This is a genomic window from Allobosea sp. 117 (genome assembly GCF_000702305.1).
Classification (GTDB): Bacteria; Pseudomonadota; Alphaproteobacteria; order Rhizobiales; family Xanthobacteraceae; genus Ancylobacter.
The window spans coordinates 200432-218956 of record NZ_JNLC01000015.1 but is presented as its reverse complement, the minus strand read 5'-3'; the positions used below and the strand labels follow the sequence as shown (position 1 = coordinate 218956).

Below are 18525 nucleotides of genomic sequence, written 5' to 3'. Positions count from 1 at the left end.
GGTGGCGTCGCGGGTGGCGTACTCACCCGCCCTTGCCGGCCTTGATCGCGGCGAGGAAAGCCTCGATCGCGGGCAGCATGCGCTCGACGATGGCGTCGACGCCGGCGGCGGTCGGGTGGATGCCGTCCGGCTGGTTCAGCGCCAGCCGGCCGGCGACCCCTTCGAGGAAGAAGGGATAGAGCGGCACGCCGTATTTCGCCGCGAGGCGCGGATAGATGGCGTCGAAGCGCGCCGCATAGTCGGCGCCGAGGTTCGGTGGCGCCTGCATGCCGGCGAGCAGCACCGGAATGCCGCGCGCCTTCAGGTGGGCGAGCGCGTCGTCGAGCGCCTTCTCGGCGATGGCGGGGTCGAGGCCGCGCAGCGCGTCATTGGCGCCGAGCTCGAGGATCACGCCCTGGGTGCCGTCCGGGATCGACCAGTCGAGCCGGGCGAGGCCGGCGCTCGCGGTGTCGCCGGAAACCCCGGCATTCTCGATCAAAACATCGTGTCCGCGCGCCTTCAGCGCCGCCTGGAGCCGCGCCGGGAAGGCCTGCGCGGCGGACAGGCCGAGCCCGGCCGTGAGGCTGTCGCCCAAGGCGACGAGCCGGACCGGCGCCGCCCCGGCGGCATGCGGGACGGCGAGGAAGAGCCCCAGCAGCGCGGCGGGAAGAAGCTGGCGCAGCGTCATCGCGACACCGGCCGGGCCCTTCCGTCCCGCGTGCATTGCACCATATGGTGCCGAATTGCGGTCCGGACGGAGCGGCTTGCGAGGGGGCGGCAGGCGGCGGGATATCAGGGCGCGCAGCGCATCGGCGACACGAGGCAGAACGAGATTCATGCAGGCCAGCTCCCTTTCCTCGACTTCTCCCGACGACAACGCGACGCCGGCGGTGCGGCTGGAACGGGTGGAGCTCTCGCTCGGTTCCGGCCCGGCCCGCGTGCATATCCTCAAGGGCGTGTCGCTGGATATAGGCGCGGGTGAGGCGGTCGGCCTCGTCGGACCCTCGGGTTCCGGCAAGTCGAGCCTGCTGATGGTCATGGCCGGGCTGGAGAAGGCCGATTCCGGCTCGGTGCGGGTCGCCGGCCGCGAGCTCGCCGGGCTCGACGAGGACGCGCTGGCGCGGTTCCGCGGCCTCAATGTCGGCATCGTGTTCCAGGCCTTCCACCTGATCCCGACCATGACGGCGCTGGAGAACGTCGCGGTGCCGCTCGAGCTCGCCGGCCGGCCGGACGCGACGGAGCGGGCGCGGGCGGAGCTGGAGGCGGTCGGCCTCGGCCATCGCGTCGACCACTATCCCGCGCAGCTCTCCGGCGGCGAGCAGCAGCGCGTCGCGCTCGCCCGCGCGCTGGCGCCCGAGCCGCCGATCCTGGTTGCCGACGAGCCCACCGGCAATCTCGACGAGGCGACCGGCCAGCAGATCATGGACCTGATCTTCGCCACCCGCGCGGCGCGCGGCACCACGCTGGTCATCGTTACCCACGACGCCGGCCTCGCCCGGCGCTGCGACCGCACGGTGCGGCTGCGCTCCGGACATATCGAGCCGGAGGCGGCCGCCGTGGCGGTGCCGGCGGGAGTGGCGCAATGAGCGTCCTCGTCTCCGACGCGCCGGCGGCCGGCGCCGGTCCCGCCCGCGTACCTTCCTCGGGCGCGACGGCGGCGCTGCGCATCGCCTTGCGTTTCGCGCTGCGCGAGCTGCGCGGCGGGGTGCGCGGCTTCGGGGTGTTCCTCGCCTGCCTGGCGCTCGGCGTCGCTGCGATCGCCGGTGTCGGCTCCTTCTCGCGGGCGCTGACCGATGCGCTGGAGACGCAGGGCGCGGCGCTGCTCGGGGGCGACGCCTCCTTCACGCTGGTGCAGCGCGAGGCGAGCCCGCAGGAATATGCGCTGATCGCGGCGGGCGGCACGGTGTCGACCTCGGCGACGCTGCGCGGCATGGCCCGCTCGGGCAGCGGCGAGGCGCTTGCCACGACGCTCGCCGAGATCAAGGCGGTGGACAGTGCCTATCCGCTGGTCGACCGCCTGGAGCTCGACCCGGCGGTGCCGCCCGGCGAGGCGCTGGCGCTGAAGGATGGCGCCTATGGGGCGGTCGCCGACCCGATGCTGGCCGACCGGCTGAACCTGAAGATCGGCGATCGCATCGACCTGAACGGCCATGCGCTGCGGCTCGTCGCACTGATCGCCCGCGAGCCGGACAGCCTCGCCACCGGCATCGGCTTCGGGCCGCGGCTGATGATCTCGCTCGACGCGCTGAAGGCCTCCGGCCTGCTGCAGCCGGGCAGCCTGGTGCGATGGCACTACCGCGTGAAGCTCGCCGATCCGGGCACGCTGACGCCCTATGTCGAGGGCGTGAAGGACGGCGCCCGCGAGGCCGGCTTCGAGGTGCGCACCCGCGAGGCGGCGGCGCCGCGGCTGGAGCAGAACGTCAAGCGCTTCACCCAGTATCTGACGCTGGTCGGGCTGACCGCGCTGCTGGTCGGCGGGGTCGGCGTCGCCAATGCGGTGAAGAACCACCTCGACGCCAAGCGGCAGGTAATCGCCACCTTCAAGTCGCTCGGCGCGCCGGGCACCACGGTCTTTGCCATCTATCTCGTCGAGGTCGGGCTGATCGCCGCCATCGGCATCGTGCTCGGCCTCGCGGTCGGCGCGGCGCTGCCTTTTGCGGCGAACGCCGCCTTCGGGCATCTAATGCCGATCGCGATCCATCCGGCTATCCAACCGCTTGCGCTGATTCTGGCGACCGCCTATGGCGCGCTGATCGCGCTCGCCTTCGCGCTGTGGCCGCTCGGGCTCGCCCATGATGTGCCGGTCTCGGCGCTGTTCCGCGACCGGGTGGAGACGTCGCGCCGGCGCCCGCGCCTCGCCTATGTGCTGGCGACGGTGGCCGCGGTGGCGGCGCTCGCCGGGCTCGCCGTCGCCGTCTCTGACGAGCGGCGGATCGCGATCTACTACCTCATCGGCGCCTCCGGCGTGCTGGTCACGCTGCGCCTCGTCGCGACCGGCATCATGGCGCTGGCGCGCCGGCTGCCGCGGCCGCGCTCGACCGCCGCGCGCCTCGCGCTCGCCAATATCCACCGGCCCTCGGCGCTGACGCCGACCGTGGTGCTGTCCCTCGGCCTCGGGCTGACGCTTTTGGTGACGCTGGCGCTGATCGACCGCTCGCTGACCCGCGAGCTGACAGCCCGCCTGCCGAACGAGGCACCGAGCTTCTTCTTCCTCGACATACCGAGCACCGATACGGAGCGCTTCGCGCAGTTCCTCGGCCAGCACGCGCCGACCGCCAAGGTCGAGACCGTGCCGATGCTGCGCGGGCGCCTGCTCACGCTTGGCGACCGGCCGGTCGAGAGCATCACCCCGCCGCCGGATTTCGCGTGGGTGCTGTCCTCCGACCGGGGCATCACCTATTCGGCCGGCGTGCCCGAGGGCTCGCGGCTCACCGCCGGCGACTGGTGGCCGGCCGACTATGCCGGTCCGCCGCTGGTCTCCTTCGAGCGCGAGATCGCCGACGCCTTCGGGCTGAAGATCGGCGATCCGGTGAGCGTCAACGTGCTGGGGCGCACCATCACCGCGACCATCGCCAATCTGCGCGATGTCGACTGGGAGCGGCTGAACATCAACTTCGTCATGGTGTTCTCGCCGAACAGCTTCCGCGGCGCGCCGCACACCGCGCTCGCCACCCTCGCTCTGCCGGACGGCGGCGACGAGGCCGCCGAGCGGGCGGTCTCGCGGGCCGTGGCGCACGACTATCCCGCCATCACCGCGGTGCGGGTGAAGGACGCGCTGACCCAGATCGGCGAGCTGGTCGGCAACCTCCTGCTCGCCATACGCGGCGCCAGCCTGGTGACGCTGCTCGCCAGCGTGCTGGTGCTCGCCGGGGCGCTGGCGGCGGGGCAGCACCAACGGGTCTATGACGCGGTGATCCTGAAGACGCTCGGGGCGACGCGGGCGCGTCTCGTGCTCGCCTACGGCATTGAATATGCCGCGCTCGGCCTCGTCACCGCGGTGGTGGCGATCGGGGCGGGCACGCTCGCCGCCTATGTGGTGGTGACGCGGGTGATGACGCTGCCGTTTGCCTGGTCAACCACCGGCGCGGTCGGGGCGGTGGCCGTCGCGCTGCTGCTGACGGTGGGTTTCGGCCTCGTCGGCACCTGGCGCGCGCTCGGCCAGAAGCCGGCACGGATCCTGCGCAGCCTGTGACGCCGCTGCGTCAGAGCGGTAGCCGGCTCTGATTTACGCTGCGTCAATTCTGACGCAAAGTTCACTTGCGGGCGGCAGGCCGCTCGCCCATATTTCCCGTTGAATCCTGGGAGGCTGCGGACATCAGGTCCGCGGCTCGGGATTGGGGACTTTCGAGAGGATCCGACACGATGTCCGACTATGATCGCAACGTCACCGCGCCGCGACTTGGCGGGACTGTGACGCGGACGGAGGCCGCGATCGACCAGGGCCTCCGCTCCTATATGCTGAGCGTCTACAACTACATGACGCTGGGCCTCGCCATCACCGGCGCGGCGGCTCTCGGCATTTACATGCTTTCCGTGACGACCGACCCCAGCCAGGCCGCCGGCCAGGTGGCGGGCGGCATCATGCTGACCCAGTTCGGCTACACGCTGTTCGTCAGCCCGCTGAAGTGGGTGGTGATGCTCGCGCCGCTGGCGCTGGTGTTCTTCCTGAGCTTCCGCGTCGACCGGATGAGCGTGCCCGCCGCGCAGGGCCTGTTCTGGGCCTATGCGGCGCTGGTGGGCGTCTCGCTCGCCACCATCTTCCTTGTCTACACGCATGAGAGCATCGTGCGGGTGTTCTTCATCACCGCGGCTTCGTTCGGCGCGCTGAGCCTCTACGGCTACACCACGTCGCGCAGCCTGTCGGGGATGGGCTCGTTCCTGATCATGGGCCTGTTCGGCATCATCATCGCGAGCCTGGTGAACATCTTCCTCGGCTCCAGCATGCTGCAGTTCGTGATCTCGGTGGTGGGCGTGCTGGTGTTCGCCGGCCTCACCGCCTACGACACGCAGCGCATCAAGGAGATGTATTTCGCGGGTGACGACGCGGTCGTCGCGGGCCGCAAGGCCATCATGGGCGCGCTGACGCTCTACCTCGACTTCATCAACCTGTTCATGATGCTGCTGCAGCTCTTCGGCAACCGCGGCAACGAGTAAGCCGGGTTCCGTCCCGAATGCGAGGCCCCGGCGAGCGATCGCCGGGGCCTTTTGCTTTTCGGGCGGCCGGGAGTGCCGGCGCCGAGGGAGCCGAAGCTGCGGGAACCGAAGCCGCGAGAGGGTCTTGAGAAGGAAGGCGAATGCCGAATGCAGGAGCCTGAGCAGGCAGGCTGACCCAAGGAGGCTGACCATGACCCCGATGGTACCGGTGCGGGTGCGGGCGGACGACGTCGCGATCCGGATCGACACGCTGGAGCAGGCGCTGCGCTATGCGCGCGAGAACCCGCGACCCAAGGGCGACTATGAAGGGATGATCCGGCGGCTGGAGGCGGCGAGCGAGCCGGAGGACGTCCTCGAGGCCGGCAACGCGTTCCGCTGGTGGGCGGAGAGCAACGCCCTCGCCGTGGAACCGGGCCTTCCCGAATAGCGAATGCCGGGCGCCGGGATCGCCCCCGGCGCGCCCGTCCCCAGCCCTGCGGCCGCCCGATCCGGACGCGCGCAAGGCGGCGCGGTGGACGGCACGACCCTCAGGGAAGGGCCGCGAAACCGCAGCAATGCAGGGCGCCCCCTCGTCCGCCGCACTGACGCCGTCTCGTCGCGTTGTCCCGGACGCGCTCCAGGGCGGATAGACGACCGGGTTCGCCCAGTCCCGAACGGCTCTGGCCGACCTATTCGATCGCCGTCAGCAGGGCGGGAATCTCGCGCTCGAAGAAGTCGGAGAAAGCGGCGATGCGCGGCGGCAGCTTCTGATAGGGCGGATAGTACAGGGTGAGCCAGAACTCGGGCGGCGACCATTCCGGCAGAATCGGAACCAGACGTCCCGTCCGCAAATGCTCGGCGACGATGAAGATCGGAAGCAGGGCGACACCCGCCCCGTTGGCGGCAAGGCGCGCCAACACCTCTCCATTGTTGGAACTGACCGCTCGTCCCGCCGAGATCGTCGCGGTGGAGCCGCCATCCGTCAGCTCCCATGTCTCGCGGTGGCTGCCGGCATCGTAGGCGAGGCACGCATCGGGAGACAGCTCGTTGGGATGGCGGGCGGTGGTGGGGGGCGTACCGGGCGCGGCCACGAGGATGCGCCTGATCGCGCAGATCTTGCGCCATATGGTGAACTTCTCGGACGGCGGCCCCGAGATGCGGATGGCCAGATCGAACCCCTCCTCGACCACGTCGAGCAACTCGTCGGTGAGGGAAATCTCGATATCGATCCTGGGGTAGAGCTCACGGAACCCGCACAGGATATGCGGCAGCAGGCGCTGGCCGAACGACATGGGCGCATTGATCCGCAGCCTGCCTTCGTCCGCCTTGTGCGCGTTGATCAGCTCGGTGCGCGCCAAATCCAGCGCCTTTACGACCGGAGCGATCCGCGCGGCGAATATGGCGCCATCTCCCGTCAGTGCGACCTGACGTGTGGTGCGGACGAAGAGCTGCACGCCGAGGTCGGCCTCGAGCGCGGCGATGGTCCGCGTGACCGAGGCGGGGGTCGTATCGATCTCGCGGGCGGCCTGAGCGAAATTCCGCTTTTCGGCGGCGAGGAGAAAGGTGCGGAGGGCCTTGAGCTCGTTCATGATTGATTATTACGTTAAGCGCAACGGCCTATCAATATTCGCGTCAATTCTCCGCAACGGCAGACTTCGCTAGGTTCCGCGGCATCTTGGAACGCGGCGTCGCCGCGAGAGAGGCGGACGCCGTGCTCAACGAGATCGAGGGCCGCGACGAGGACACCGTCCATTCCGGCGAGGCGCTGAAGCTGCCGGCCTGCTACGCGCCCTGTCGCGCCGGGATCGAAGGGCAGCTCGCGCCGCTTGCTGGCCGAGCACCCTTGCCGCCGACCTCTGCGCGCCATGGGGAGCTTCCGCGATGAGCCAGTTCCAGCCCTATCTCGTCTCCCTCGCCGTCGGTCTCGGGATCGGCGCGGTCTACGGCCTTCTCGCGGTGCGCTCGCCGGCGCCGCCGATCATCGCCCTCATCGGGCTGCTCGGCATGCTGGCGGGAGAGGCCGCCGTGCAATGGCTGAAGGGGCACAGCAACGTCGTGCAGTCCTGCCTGCACGAGAAATCCTTCGCGCTTCATCGCCCCGACGGGGCGGCGAAGGATGCCGACGCCGTCTGACGCACAGGCTCATCTCGCCATCCCTCAACAGGAAACTCCCATGTCCAGCAAGCTCGAAGTGCTCACGCCGCAGAACAGCCAGCTCATCTTCATCGATCAGCAGCCGCAGATGGCTTTCGGCGTCCAGTCGATCGACCGTCAGGTGCTGAAGAACAATGTCGTCGGTCTCGCCAAGGCGGCCAAGGTCTTCGACATCCCGACCGTCATCACCACGGTCGAGACCGAGAGCTTCTCCGGACACACCTATCCCGAGCTCCTTGCCGTGTTTCCCGATGCGCCGCTTCTCGAGCGCACCTCGATGAACTCTTGGGACGACCTCAAGGTGCGCGAGGCGCTTGCCGCCAATGCCGCGCAGGGCCGCAAGAAGGTGGTCGTCTCCGGCCTGTGGACCGAGGTGTGCAACACCACCTTCGCGCTCTCCTGCCTCAACGACACCGATTACGAGATCTACATGGTCGCCGACGCTTCCGGCGGCACGTCGGCCGACGCGCACAAATACGCCATGGACCGGATGATCCAGGTCGGCGTCGTGCCGGTCACCTGGCAGCAGGTGCTGCTGGAGTGGCAGCGCGATTGGGCGCGCCGCGGCACCTATAATGCCGTCACCACCATCGTGAGGGAACATTCCGGCGCTTACGGGATGGGCGTCGACTACGCCTACACCATGGTCCACAAGGCCCCCGAGCGCGTGGCCCACGGCCCGCGCCTCGCGCCGAAGCCAGCAGCCTGAGCCAAGCGGCGAGGCGGGCGGCGCGATACCCGGCCGGAATGATCAGCCAACGCCGCTCGCCCCCGCCTCGGACATCCCCTGTCGCGATCCGCCGTCGGGCAGGGCCGGCCGGAAATCGCCTCGTACCAGCCAGAAGCCAACGGAGCGCATCATGAGGCCGAATCTGCCCACCCTCCTCAGCTTCAATGCGGGCTATGTCGATACGGCCGGGTTCCTCGCGCTGCACGGCCTGTTCACCGCTCATGTGACCGGCAATTTCGTGATGATCGGCCAGGCGCTGGCGCATGGCAGCGAGAGCCTCGTCGCCAAGCTTCTGGCATTGCCCACCTTCTGCGTCGCGGTGGTGGTGCTGCAATATCTTTCCCTGCGCATCGCCGCGCCGCCCGCGCGCGCATTGCGAGCCATGCTGCTGGCGAAGTTCCTGTTCCTGACGGCTGCGGCAGGCTGTGCCATCTACTATGGCGGCTTCGCCGATGCCGACGGCCTGCCGCTGGTGCTGACCGGGATGCTGCTGGTCATCGCCATGGCCATCCAGAACGCCGCGCATCGCCTGCATCTGGCTTCCGCGCCGCCCTCGACGCTGATGACCGGCACCACGACGCAGATCATGCTCGACCTCGCCGGCCTCCTCTACGGCAAGACCCAGGACAAGCCCGAAGCCATCAAGGCGCGCCTGATCCGGCTGAGCGTGCCGGTCCTGGCCTTCGCGCTCGGGTGCGGACTCGCCGCTCTGCTTTTCGTCCTTCTGGGCATGTGGTGCTTCGCCCTGCCGGCCGCCCTTGCCGCCGGCGGCGTGTTCCTGCCGCTCCCGGAAAAGGCTCAGGGCTGATCCGCCTGCCCCCCGGAAAAATGAAGAAGGGACAAGGAACATGGTTCGACTGACCCGTCGCCAGACCATCGCCGGAGCGGCTGCCGCGACGCTGCTGCCTTCGTTCCGTGCCCATGCACAGGAAAACCCTATGCCGCCTAAAGACCTGATCATCATCAACGCCAAGGTGACGACGCTCGACCGGCAGAACCCCGTCGCCGAGGCCGTCGCGATCCGCGACGGCAAGTTCCTCGCGGTCGGCTCGGAGGCCGAGGTGCGGGCCGCCGCGCCGGAGGCGGACATCATCGACGTCAAGGGACGCCGCGTCATTCCGGGGCTGATCGACAGCCACACCCACGTCATCCGCGGCGGTCTCAACTACAATATGGAGCTACGCTGGGACGGCGTGCCGAGCCTGTCCGAGGCGATGGCGATGCTCAAGGTCCAGGTGGACCGTACCCCGGCCCCGCAATGGGTGCGCGTGGTCGGCGGTTTCACCGAGCACCAGTTCGCCGAAAAGCGCCTGCCGACCATCGACGAGCTGAACGCGGTGGCCCCGGACACCCCGGTCTTCATTCTCCACCTCTATGACCGCGCCCTGCTGAATGCCGCCGCGGTCCGGGTGGTGGGTTACACGAAGGACACGCCCAATCCGCCCGGCGGCGAGATCGTCCGCGATGCGGCGGGGAATCCGACCGGGCTGCTGCTCGCGCAGCCCAACGCTACCATCCTCTACTCGACACTGGCCAAGGGACCGAAGCTGCCGACCGACTACCAGGTCAACTCGACGCGCCACTTCATGCGCGAGATCAACGCGCTGGGCGTCACCAGCGTGATCGACGCCGGCGGCGGCTTCCAGAATTATCCCGACGATTACGCGATCATCGAGAAGCTGCATGCCGAGGGCCAGATGACGGTCCGCGTCAGCTACAACCTGTTCACGCAGAAGCCGAAGGAGGAGCTGGCCGACTTCTCTTCCTGGGTGAAGCAGGTCTTGCCCGGACAAGGCGACGACACCTATCGCCACAACGGCGCCGGCGAGATGCTGGTCTATTCCGCCGCCGACTTCGAGGATTTCCGCGTCGAGCGGCCGGATATGCCGCCGAACATGGAGGCGGACCTCGAGCCGGTGGTCCGCCTGCTCGCCGAGAACCGGTGGCCGTGGCGGCTGCACGCCACCTACAACGAGACCATCGAGCGCGCGCTGAACGTCTTCGAGAAGGTCAATCGCGACGTTCCGCTGTCCGGCATCAACTGGTTCTTCGACCATGCCGAGACGATCAGCGACCGCAATATCGACCGCATCGCGGCGCTCGGCGGCGGCATCGCCGTGCAGCACCGCATGGCCTATCAGGGCGAGTATTTCGTCGAGCGCTACGGCGCGAAGGCCGCCGAGCGCACGCCGCCGATCAAGCGGATGATGGAGGCGGGCGTGCCGGTCGGCGCCGGCACCGATGCCACCCGCGTCGCCTCCTACAACCCGTGGGTCTCGCTTTCCTGGCTGGTGACCTCCTCCACCGTGGGCGGGCTGCGGCTCTATCCGCAGCACAATCGCCTCGACCGCGAGACGGCGCTGCGCCTGTGGACCGAGGCCAACACCTGGTTCTCCAACGAACAGGGCCGGAAGGGGCAGATCAAGGTGGGCCAGCTCGCCGACCTCGCCGTGCTGTCCGACGACTATTTCTCGGTGCCTGAGGCGGACATCGTGCATCTGCGCTCGGTGCTGACCGTGCTCGGCGGCAAGGTCGTCCACGGCGATGGCGACTATGCCCCGCTCGCTCCGGCGCTGCCGGCGCCGATGCCCGACTGGTCGCCGGTCGCCACCTTCGGCGGCTACTACAAGACCAAGGAGGCACGCGCCAAGCTGACCCTGCATTGCGGCTGCGCCAATGACTGCGCCGTGCACGGCCATGATCACGCCGCCGCGCTCGGCGCCAGTGTGCCGGCCTCCGACGCCCGCACCTTCTGGGGCGTGCTCGGCTGCGGCTGCTGGGCGGTGTGACGATGACGCCCAAGCCCATCTCGTCCCTGCTCGAGGCGCGCTGGTTCGCGTGCCTCGCGGCCATCCTGCTGACGCTGCCCTATTGGACCAGCGGCATCGCAAAGCTGTTCGACCTCGACGGCGCCTTCGCCGAGGCCGCGCATTTCGGATTGAACTCGGCCTGGCTGGTGGTCGCCGGGACCATTCTCATCCAGATCGGCGGCTCGGTGCTGGTGATCCTCGGCCGCCTTTCCTGGCTCGGCGCCGGGGCGCTCGGCGTCTTCACGGCGGTGGCGACACTCATTGCCCATCCCTTCTGGCAGGTGGCGGACCCGATACAGCGCTTCCACGAGCGCAATACCTTCCTCGAACATGTCGGATTGATCGGCGGCTTCATGCTGGCCGCAATCCTCAGCCACCGGAAGGGGCGACCATGACCTCCTCTCGTGCCGCGCCCGACCGCGCGGCCGGACCGCTGAGCTTCCCGGTGTTCCGGGCACTCTGGATCGCGACCATCGTCTCCAACATCGGCACATGGATGCACGATGTCGGCGCGGGCTGGCTGATGACGTCGCTGTCGCCGAGCCCGCTGCTCGTCGCGCTGGTGCAGGCGGCGACCACGCTGCCGATGTTCCTGCTGGCGCTTCCGGCGGGCGCGCTGGCCGACATCATCGACCGCCGCCGCCTTCTCCTCTGGTCGCAGGTCCTCGGTCTCGTGGCTGCGGCGATCCTCGCCGTGCTGACCTGGCTGGGGTTGACGACGCCCCATGTGCTGCTGGCGGCGACCTTCGTGCTCGGCGTGTCCGCGGCGCTCAGCGCGCCCGTCTTTCAGGCGATCGTGCCGGAACTCGTCAGTCAGCCGGCCCTGCCGGACGCGGTGGCGCTCAACAGCCTCGGGATCAACATCTCGCGCGCCATCGGACCGGCGCTCGGCGGGGTCATCGTCGCGATCGCAGGCACACCCGCCGTCTTCGCCCTCAACGCGCTCTCAGTCGTCGCGGTGCTCGCGGTCCTGTTCGGGTGGAAGCGTTCGGCAAACGTCCAAACCCTGCCACCCGAGCACTTCTTCGGCGCGATGAAAGCCGGCTGTCGCTATGCGCGCCACTCCCCGGCGCTGCGTCTCGTGCTCATCCGCGCGGCGGGCTTCTTCCTGTTCAGCAGCGCCCTGTGGGCGATGCTGCCGCTGGTCGGCCGCCGGGGCCTGGGTCTCGACGCGGCCGGATATGGCGCGCTGCTCGGCTGCATGGGGGCCGGCGCGGTCGTCGGCGCGATCCTGCTGAAGAAGCTGCGCAAGCGGATCGCCGCCAACACGCTCTCGATCGCCGCGACGCTGCTGTTCGCGCTGGCCACGCTCGCTCTCGCGCTGGTGCCGAACGCCTGGCTCGCAGGTGCTGTCATGTTCGCCGCCGGCCTCGCCTGGATCGGCATGCTGACCTCGCTCAACGTCGCCGCCCAGATGGCCTCGCCCGGCTGGGTGAAGGCCCGCGCGCTCGCCGTCTATCTGCTCGTGTTCCAGGGCGCGATGACGGGCGGCAGCATCCTCTGGGGCTCGCTCGCCGCGCGCACCAGCGTCGGCACCGCGCTTGCCGTCGCCGCCGTCGGACAAGCGGCGGCTCTGATCCTTGCCGTCTTCTGGCGCCTTCCGAAGGACTCCGCGACGGATCTGGCGCCCTCGAACCACTGGGCCGAACCCGTGGTGGCCGTGCAGCCGGCCGGTGACCGCGGTCCGGTGCTGATCGAGATCGAATACCGGGTCGCGCCCGAGAAGGCGGCAGAATTCATCGCGGCCCTGAGGCGCTTCAGTTCCGTGCGGCAGCGCGACGGCGCCATCCGCTGGGACGTGTGGGAGGATGTCGCGGACCCCGGCCGGGTTGTCGAATACTTCATCGTCGAGAGCTGGGTGGAGCATCAGCGCCAGCACGCCCGCGTCACCCATGCCGATGCGGTCGACCAGAAGATGCTCCACGCCTTCCATGTCGGCGACCGGCCACCAGTCGTACGACACCTGCTCAGACCGCTCTGACGTCGACCGACGCAGCACCCCGGAACAAAGGTGCCGCCAACGACCTCAACGGTGAAATCGAAGCCGCGGCAGCAGGGCGGCCACGGCTTCGCAACGGCGCCCCGGCACAGGCGGGCCAAGGAAGACCCGGAAACCCTATTGAAGATCGATCAGAATCTTCAGCTCCTGCCCGGTGGGACTGAGCAATTGCTCGAAGCCGTTCTCGACCACGTCGTCGAGCCTGATGCGGCGGGTGACGACCTTCTCGGCCGGTAGGATGCCGCTGCCGATCATCGAGGCGACGCGCGGCCACATCAGTGTCGAGTAGCACCAGGAGCCGCGCACGTCGATGTCCTTGAAGGTGACGGCAAAGCCGTCCACCGCCGGCTTGCCGACATGCAGCCCGACCTGCACCACCGTGCCCTGCCGCCGTACCGCATCGATACCGGTGGCGAGCGCGGCTTCTGCACCGACGCATTCCAGCGCCACGTCGACGCCGACGTGGCCCTCCGTCCGGTCGCGGATCGCCTCCACCACATTCTCGCTCTTCGGATTGAGCGTGATGATGTCGGGCAGGATCTGCCGCGCCATGGCGAGGCGGTTGTCGTTGGTGTCGGACAGGAAGATGGTGCTGGCGCCGGCCGCGCGCGCGGCCAATACCTGCAACTGGCCGATCGGCCCGGCGCCGGTGATGAGCACGGACGAGCCGGGCTTCACCCCGCCACGCTCGGCGGCATAGACGACGACCGCGGTCGGCTCGATCAGCGCCGCCTGCTCGTCGGTGACGCTGTCGGGCATGCGGAACACGTTGTAGTCGTTGACCACCGAATACTCCGCCATGCCGCCCCAGGGCCACATCAGCCCGACGATGCCGAGCCGGTCGCTGAGCTGATAGAGACCGCGCCGTCCGTAATAGTCGTCGCGCGGGGAGACCAGCGGCTGGATCGACACCTTGTCGCCGGGGGCGACATCGGTGACGTCGGTTCCCACCGCGACGACGGTGCCGCCATATTCGTGGCCGAGTACCTGCGGCAGCCGCGCGCCCGTATAGGGGTGCGGCTCGGTGGGAATGAAAATCGGCCCGGCGGCGTATTCATGCAGGTCGGTGCCGCATATGCCGCAATAGCGGTTTTTCACCAGCACCTCGCGCGGGCCGAGTTTGGCCTTGTCGGGCTCCGGCACGTTCTCGACGCGCACGTCGCGCTTGCCGTGGAAACGGGCGGCTTTCATCTCTCGATCCTCCTAGAGCCCTTTCCGTTCGGATGGAAACATCCGAACGACAAGAAAGTGCTCTTGATTCAATATGTTGGAGCATTTCCTCTCCGATCAGATGAATCCATCTGATCGGGAAATGCTCTAGGCTTTCTCGGTCGCGAAGGCGTCGAAGGCCTCGAGCGCCCGGCCGGCATAGACGGCGGAGGGGCCGCCACCCATCTCGATGGTGACGGCGAGCACCTCCACCAGTTCCTCGCGGCTGGCGCCGTGGCTGCGTGCGTTGGCGACGTGGAACAGGATGCAGTCGCCGCAGCCCTGCTGCACGGCGATGGCGACGGCGACGAGTTCCTTGAGCTTTGCCGGCAGCACGCCGGATTTCGACGCCTCGCCCATCAGTGCCCGGAAGGCGGTCATGGTCTGCGGCGCGGCTTTGGCGAGCGCGCCGAAGCGCAGGTTCATCTCCTTGAGCTGCTGAGGCAGGTTTTCGGACGATGCCATGGTGCCCTCCCTCAGACGAACACCATGCCGCCGTCGACGAGCAGCGACTGGCCGGTCATGAAATCGGAATCCGACGAGGCGAGGTAGCGTGCCACGCCGACGAGATCGTCTGGGCGAGAGGGCCGCCCCAGCACCGCACCGGCGGCGAAGGTGTCGAACGCCTCGTTGACCTTGTGGGTGAGGCCGCTGTCGCGGAAGCCCTTGTCGATGGTGTCCCACATCGGGGTCGCCACCACGCCGGGGCAGAAGCAGTTGGCGGTGATGCCCTCCTTGCCGAAGGCCCGCGCGGCGGCCTGGGTCATCGCCACCACGCCGAACTTCGAGGCGCAGTAATGGGCGAGCGGCTCGTAGCCCTGCTTGCCGGCGATGGAGGCCGTGTTGACGATCTTGCCGCCGCCGCCCTGGCTGCGGAAAGTCTTGATCGCCTCCTGCATGCCGATCAGCACGCCGAGCGCGTTGACGTCGGTGACGAAGCGCCAGTCCTCCTCGGTGATGTCGAGGAACGGCCTCGTCTGCGCCACGCCGGCATTGTTGAACAGCACGTCGAGCCGGCCGAAGGCCTCGACGGCGCGGTCAAGCATGGCCCGCACCTGCGCCCGCTCCCGCACGTCGACCGCCACCGCGATGGCGGTGCCGCCGGCAGCGGCGATCTTTCCCGCCACCGTATCGGCGGCCTGCTGCGAGAGATCGGCCACGGTGATGCAGGCGCCGTTGGCGGCGAGCGCGAGCGCTATGGCCGCGCCGATGCCGCCGGCCGCGCCGGTGATGACGATGCTCTTATCCCTGAGATCGGGCATGCTTCCTCCTTCGCCGTCCATGCGTGGCGGCGTTCGTGTCGTTGAAACGCGTGCGGTTCAGGCCCTGATGTGGGCGAGCACCAGCTCGTTGACCCGGCCGGCCTTCTCCATCTGCACCATGTGACCGGCCCCGCCGATGACCTCCGCTCTGGCACGGTCACCGAGCGCCGTGGCGTGAGCGGCGGGGATCACCTGATCGCTCTCGCCCCAGACGACGAGCACCGGTGTGTCCGCCGCCTTCAGCGCCTCGGCGAGGACGGAGGCCTGCCGTCCGCCGGCGAAGAGAGCGTCGGCAAGCGCGCGCAAGGCATCGTCGACGCCGTCCAGTCGCTTGTATTTCAAAAGGTCGTCGACGAGTTGACGGGTGACGGTCGCGGGATCGTGGAACAGTTGCTCCAGCACCGGCTTGAGGTCGCGGCGGGACGTCGCAGCGACGAAGCCGTCGGTATAGCCGCTATTGATCTCCTCCCCGAGCCCGGCCGAGCCGATCAGTGTGACGGAGTTGACGCGGTCCGGGTGATCGAGCGCGGTGCGGGCGGCGATGGCCCCGCCCATGGAATGGCCGATGAGATGTGCCGACGCGATGCCGAGCGCGTCCATGAAGCCGGTGACGGCCTCGGACAGGCCGACGAGGTTCGCCTGCTTCACCCGCTTGTCCGACTGGCCATGCCCCGGCAGGTCGAGCGCGTAGACGGTGCCGGCCTCGGCCAGCGCGTCGATGTTGAACAGCCAGTTGTCGAGATCGCCGCCGAAGCCGTGGATGAGGATGACGTTCGGCTCGCCGCTTCCCCGCTTCGCGTAGCGCAGCCGCCCGGCCGGGGTGTCGACGAATTCGTAGCGCGGCCCGGCCTCCGCCTCCTCGCCTTCCCCTGCCGCATGGGTGGCGTATTCGGCGACATAGGCGTCGATGTCGGCGTCGGGCACGTCGTCATCGGCGATGACGCCGATCAGCGCCTTCACCGGATAGACGGTGTCCGGCGTGCCGATGACGCGGCGCAGCGTTCCGGCCTCGTTGGCCTCGACGACGCCGGCGATCTTGTCGGTCTCCACCTCGACGATCTCGTCGCCGACGCCGACCCTGGTGCCGGCTGGCTTGAGCCAGCCGGTCACCTTGCCCTCCGACATCGACAGCCCCCATTTGGGCATGACGATCGGCTTGATGCGTTCGTTCATCACGAGCTCCTTCACGCCGCGAGCGCGCGGGCTGTGGTCTTGTTCACGGCGGCGGCGATGGCGTCGGCCGAGGGGATGTAGAGGTCCTCCAGCACCGGCGAGAACGGCACCGGCGTGTGCGGAGCCGTCACCATCTGCGGGGCTGCCTTCAGCGCCCCGAAGGCGTTCTGCGCCACGTAGGAGGCGACGTCGGAGGCGATGGAGCAGCGCGGATTGGCCTCGTCCACCACCACCAGCCGACCGGTGTTCTCCACGCTCTCGATCACCGTGTCCCAGTCGATCGGCGAGAGCGTGCGCAGGTCGATCACCTCCGCCTGCACGCCCGATTTGGCGAGCTTCTCGGCGGCGTCGAGCGCGCGGTGCACGGTGAGGCCGTAGCTGACGATGGTGACGTCCTTGCCCTCACGCACGACATTCGCCTCGCCGAAGGGAATGGCGTAGCTCTCCTCCGGCACGTCGGCCTCCGAGCCATAGAGCGCCTTGTGCTCGCAGAAGATCACCGGGTCGTCGTCGCGGATCGACTGGATGAGCAGGCCCTTGGCGTCATAGGCGTTGGAGGGGCACACCACCTTCAGCCCCGGCACATGGGTGAACATGGGGGTGAGCATCTGCGAGTGCTGGGCGGCGGCGCGGAAGCCGGCGCCGACCATGGCGCGGATCACCACCGGGGTCTTGGCCTTGCCGCCAAACATGTATTTGAACTTGGCGGCCTGGTTGAGGATCTGGTCGAAACACACGCCCATGAAGTCGAGGAACATCAATTCGGCCACTGGGCGCATGCCGCAGGCGGCCGCGCCGATGGCGGCGCCGATATAGGCGCTCTCCGACAGCGGGGTGTCCATCAGCCGGTTACCGTGCTTGGCGTGCAGCCCCTTGGTGACCCCGAGCACACCGCCCCAGGCGTCGAGCTCCCCCGGCGCACCGGCGCCGCCGACGATGTCCTCGCCGAGCACGATCACGGTGGGGTCGCGGCGCATCTCGAGGTCGAGCGCCTCGTTGATCGCCTGCTTGTAGCTGATCTTGCGGGCCATTCTGGTTTCCTCCGGTGTTGTTCTGTCGGCTCAGTAGGCGACGTAGACGTCGGTCAGCAGCTCGCGCGGCGAGGGCAGGGGCGCTCCCTTAGCGCTTTCCACCGCAGCATCGATGAGGGAGGCGACCTCGCGGTCGACAAGCGCGATCTCCGCCTCGCTCACCGCGCCGGCGGAGGTGACGCGGTTGGCGAAGATCCTGAGGCAGTCGCGGTGCTCGCGGTTGTAGTCGTTCTCGCCCTTGGCCTTGTAGGTCTGGGCGTCGCCCTCGAAATGGCCGAAGAAGCGGATGGTCTTGCACTCCAGCAACGCCGGGCCGCCGCCTTCGCGGGCACGGCGGATCACCTCGCCGGCCGCCTCGTGCACGGCGAAGAAGTCGGTGCCGTCCACCGTCACCCCCGGCAGGCCGAAGCCGGCGGCGCGGTCGACATAGGAATCCACCGCTGTCGCGTATTCGACCGAGGTCGATTCCGCGTAGCCGTTGTTCTCGACGACGAAGATGACCGGCAGGTTCCAGATGGCGGCGAGGTTCATGCTCTCCAGCACGGTGCCCTGATTGGAGGCGCCGTCGCCGAAGAAGGTGATGCCCACCCCGCCGTCACCGCGGAATTTCGCTGCCAGGCCGGCGCCGCAGATCAGCGGTGCGCCGGCGCCGAGAATGCCGTTGGCGCCCATCATGCCCTTGGAGAGGTCGGCGATATGCATGGAGCCGCCCTTGCCACGGCAGGCGCCGGTCGCCTTGCCGTAGATCTCCGCCATCATCTCGTGCACGTCGACGCCCTTGGCGATGCAATGGCCGTGGCCGCGATGGGTGGAGGCGATGCGGTCGATGTCGGTGAGGTGCATCATGATGCCGGCGGCGCAGGCCTCCTCGCCGGCATAGAGGTGGACGAAGCCGGGAATGTCGCCCTTGGCGAACTCCACATGCAGCCGCTCCTCGAAGTCGCGGATGGTGCGCATGGTGCGGTAGGCGGCGAGCAGTTCGTCCTTCGAGAGGGGGAAGGGATTGTTGGTCATCGGCGTAGGTTCCTCCTTGGTTTTTCTGGGC

General features: G+C 68.6%; 19 protein-coding genes. 11 read left to right on the top strand and 8 right to left on the bottom strand.

The window, feature by feature from the left end:
- Positions 1 to 22: 22 nt before the first annotated feature.
- On the bottom strand, positions 23 to 703 hold the full coding sequence (locus U742_RS0115980) for an arylesterase (protein ID WP_248310390.1): 681 nt from the start codon (positions 701 to 703) through the stop codon (positions 23 to 25).
- A 112-nt stretch (positions 704 to 815) separates the two neighbouring features.
- Here U742_RS0115980 and U742_RS0115975 point away from each other — a divergent pair, with 112 nt between their 5' ends.
- From U742_RS0115975 to U742_RS0115960, 4 genes are all read left to right on the top strand, one after another.
- Positions 816 to 1565: an ABC transporter ATP-binding protein gene (locus tag U742_RS0115975; protein ID WP_051661239.1), complete on the top strand. Its 750-nt coding sequence runs from the start codon at positions 816 to 818 to the stop codon at positions 1563 to 1565.
- Entirely contained in the window at positions 1562 to 4171 is a 2610-nt protein-coding gene (locus tag U742_RS0115970; protein WP_029354785.1) for an ABC transporter permease, read from the top strand. Before U742_RS0115975 ends, U742_RS0115970 begins: the two co-directional genes overlap by 4 nt.
- A 170-nt stretch (positions 4172 to 4341) precedes the next feature.
- Positions 4342 to 5133, top strand: coding sequence for a Bax inhibitor-1/YccA family protein (locus U742_RS0115965; RefSeq protein ID WP_029354784.1), 792 nt, complete (start codon positions 4342 to 4344; stop codon positions 5131 to 5133).
- A gap of 190 nt (positions 5134 to 5323) precedes the next feature.
- A complete protein-coding gene (locus tag U742_RS0115960; RefSeq protein ID WP_029354783.1) occupies positions 5324 to 5560 on the top strand; it encodes a hypothetical protein in 237 nt (78 codons plus the stop codon).
- A 241-nt stretch (positions 5561 to 5801) separates the two neighbouring features.
- Here the strand turns inward: U742_RS0115960 and U742_RS0115955 are convergent, their stop codons facing one another.
- Positions 5802 to 6701, bottom strand: a complete 900-nt coding sequence (locus U742_RS0115955; protein ID WP_029354782.1) for a LysR family transcriptional regulator — start codon at positions 6699 to 6701, stop codon at positions 5802 to 5804.
- A gap of 122 nt (positions 6702 to 6823) precedes the next feature.
- Between U742_RS0115955 and U742_RS23245 the strand changes: the two genes are divergently transcribed.
- The 7 genes from U742_RS23245 (at position 6824) to U742_RS0115920 (ending at position 12787) form a co-directional block, all read left to right on the top strand.
- Positions 6824 to 6997 (top strand): hypothetical protein, encoded by a 174-nt coding sequence (locus tag U742_RS23245; protein ID WP_156034244.1) that lies wholly within the window; start codon positions 6824 to 6826, stop codon positions 6995 to 6997.
- Positions 6994 to 7245: a DUF1427 family protein gene (locus U742_RS0115945; RefSeq protein WP_029354778.1), complete on the top strand. Its 252-nt coding sequence runs from the start codon at positions 6994 to 6996 to the stop codon at positions 7243 to 7245. Before U742_RS23245 ends, U742_RS0115945 begins: the two co-directional genes overlap by 4 nt.
- 40 nt (positions 7246 to 7285) lie before the next feature.
- Positions 7286 to 7975: a hydrolase gene (locus U742_RS0115940; RefSeq protein ID WP_029354775.1), complete on the top strand. Its 690-nt coding sequence runs from the start codon at positions 7286 to 7288 to the stop codon at positions 7973 to 7975.
- A gap of 151 nt (positions 7976 to 8126) precedes the next feature.
- Positions 8127 to 8804: a YoaK family protein gene (locus U742_RS0115935; protein ID WP_029354773.1), complete on the top strand. Its 678-nt coding sequence runs from the start codon at positions 8127 to 8129 to the stop codon at positions 8802 to 8804.
- Between the two features lie 130 nt (positions 8805 to 8934).
- Complete coding sequence (locus tag U742_RS0115930; protein ID WP_029354772.1) at positions 8935 to 10785, top strand: amidohydrolase; 1851 nt, start codon at positions 8935 to 8937, stop codon at positions 10783 to 10785.
- Positions 10786 to 10787: 2 nt separating this feature from the next.
- On the top strand, positions 10788 to 11201 hold the full coding sequence (locus tag U742_RS0115925; RefSeq protein ID WP_029354770.1) for a DoxX family protein: 414 nt from the start codon (positions 10788 to 10790) through the stop codon (positions 11199 to 11201).
- Positions 11198 to 12787 (top strand): MFS transporter, encoded by a 1590-nt coding sequence (locus U742_RS0115920; protein WP_029354768.1) that lies wholly within the window; start codon positions 11198 to 11200, stop codon positions 12785 to 12787. Before U742_RS0115925 ends, U742_RS0115920 begins: the two co-directional genes overlap by 4 nt.
- 135 nt (positions 12788 to 12922) lie before the next feature.
- On the opposite strand, the gene U742_RS0115915 is transcribed toward U742_RS0115920, so the two are convergent.
- The 6 genes from U742_RS0115915 to U742_RS0115890 form a co-directional block, all read right to left on the bottom strand.
- Positions 12923 to 13996: a 2,3-butanediol dehydrogenase gene (locus U742_RS0115915; protein WP_029354765.1), complete on the bottom strand. Its 1074-nt coding sequence runs from the start codon at positions 13994 to 13996 to the stop codon at positions 12923 to 12925.
- 126 nt (positions 13997 to 14122) lie between these two features.
- Complete coding sequence (locus U742_RS0115910) at positions 14123 to 14479, bottom strand: carboxymuconolactone decarboxylase family protein (protein WP_029354763.1); 357 nt, start codon at positions 14477 to 14479, stop codon at positions 14123 to 14125.
- A gap of 11 nt (positions 14480 to 14490) precedes the next feature.
- Positions 14491 to 15276 (bottom strand): glucose 1-dehydrogenase, encoded by a 786-nt coding sequence (locus U742_RS0115905; protein ID WP_029354762.1) that lies wholly within the window; start codon positions 15274 to 15276, stop codon positions 14491 to 14493.
- Between the two features lie 57 nt (positions 15277 to 15333).
- On the bottom strand, positions 15334 to 16449 hold the full coding sequence (locus tag U742_RS0115900; protein ID WP_029354760.1) for an acetoin dehydrogenase dihydrolipoyllysine-residue acetyltransferase subunit: 1116 nt from the start codon (positions 16447 to 16449) through the stop codon (positions 15334 to 15336).
- An 11-nt stretch (positions 16450 to 16460) separates the two neighbouring features.
- Complete coding sequence (locus tag U742_RS0115895; protein ID WP_029354758.1) at positions 16461 to 17480, bottom strand: alpha-ketoacid dehydrogenase subunit beta; 1020 nt, start codon at positions 17478 to 17480, stop codon at positions 16461 to 16463.
- Positions 17481 to 17510: 30 nt separating this feature from the next.
- Entirely contained in the window at positions 17511 to 18494 is a 984-nt protein-coding gene (locus U742_RS0115890; protein ID WP_029354756.1) for a thiamine pyrophosphate-dependent dehydrogenase E1 component subunit alpha, read from the bottom strand.
- Between the last annotated feature and the right edge of the window lie 31 nt (positions 18495 to 18525).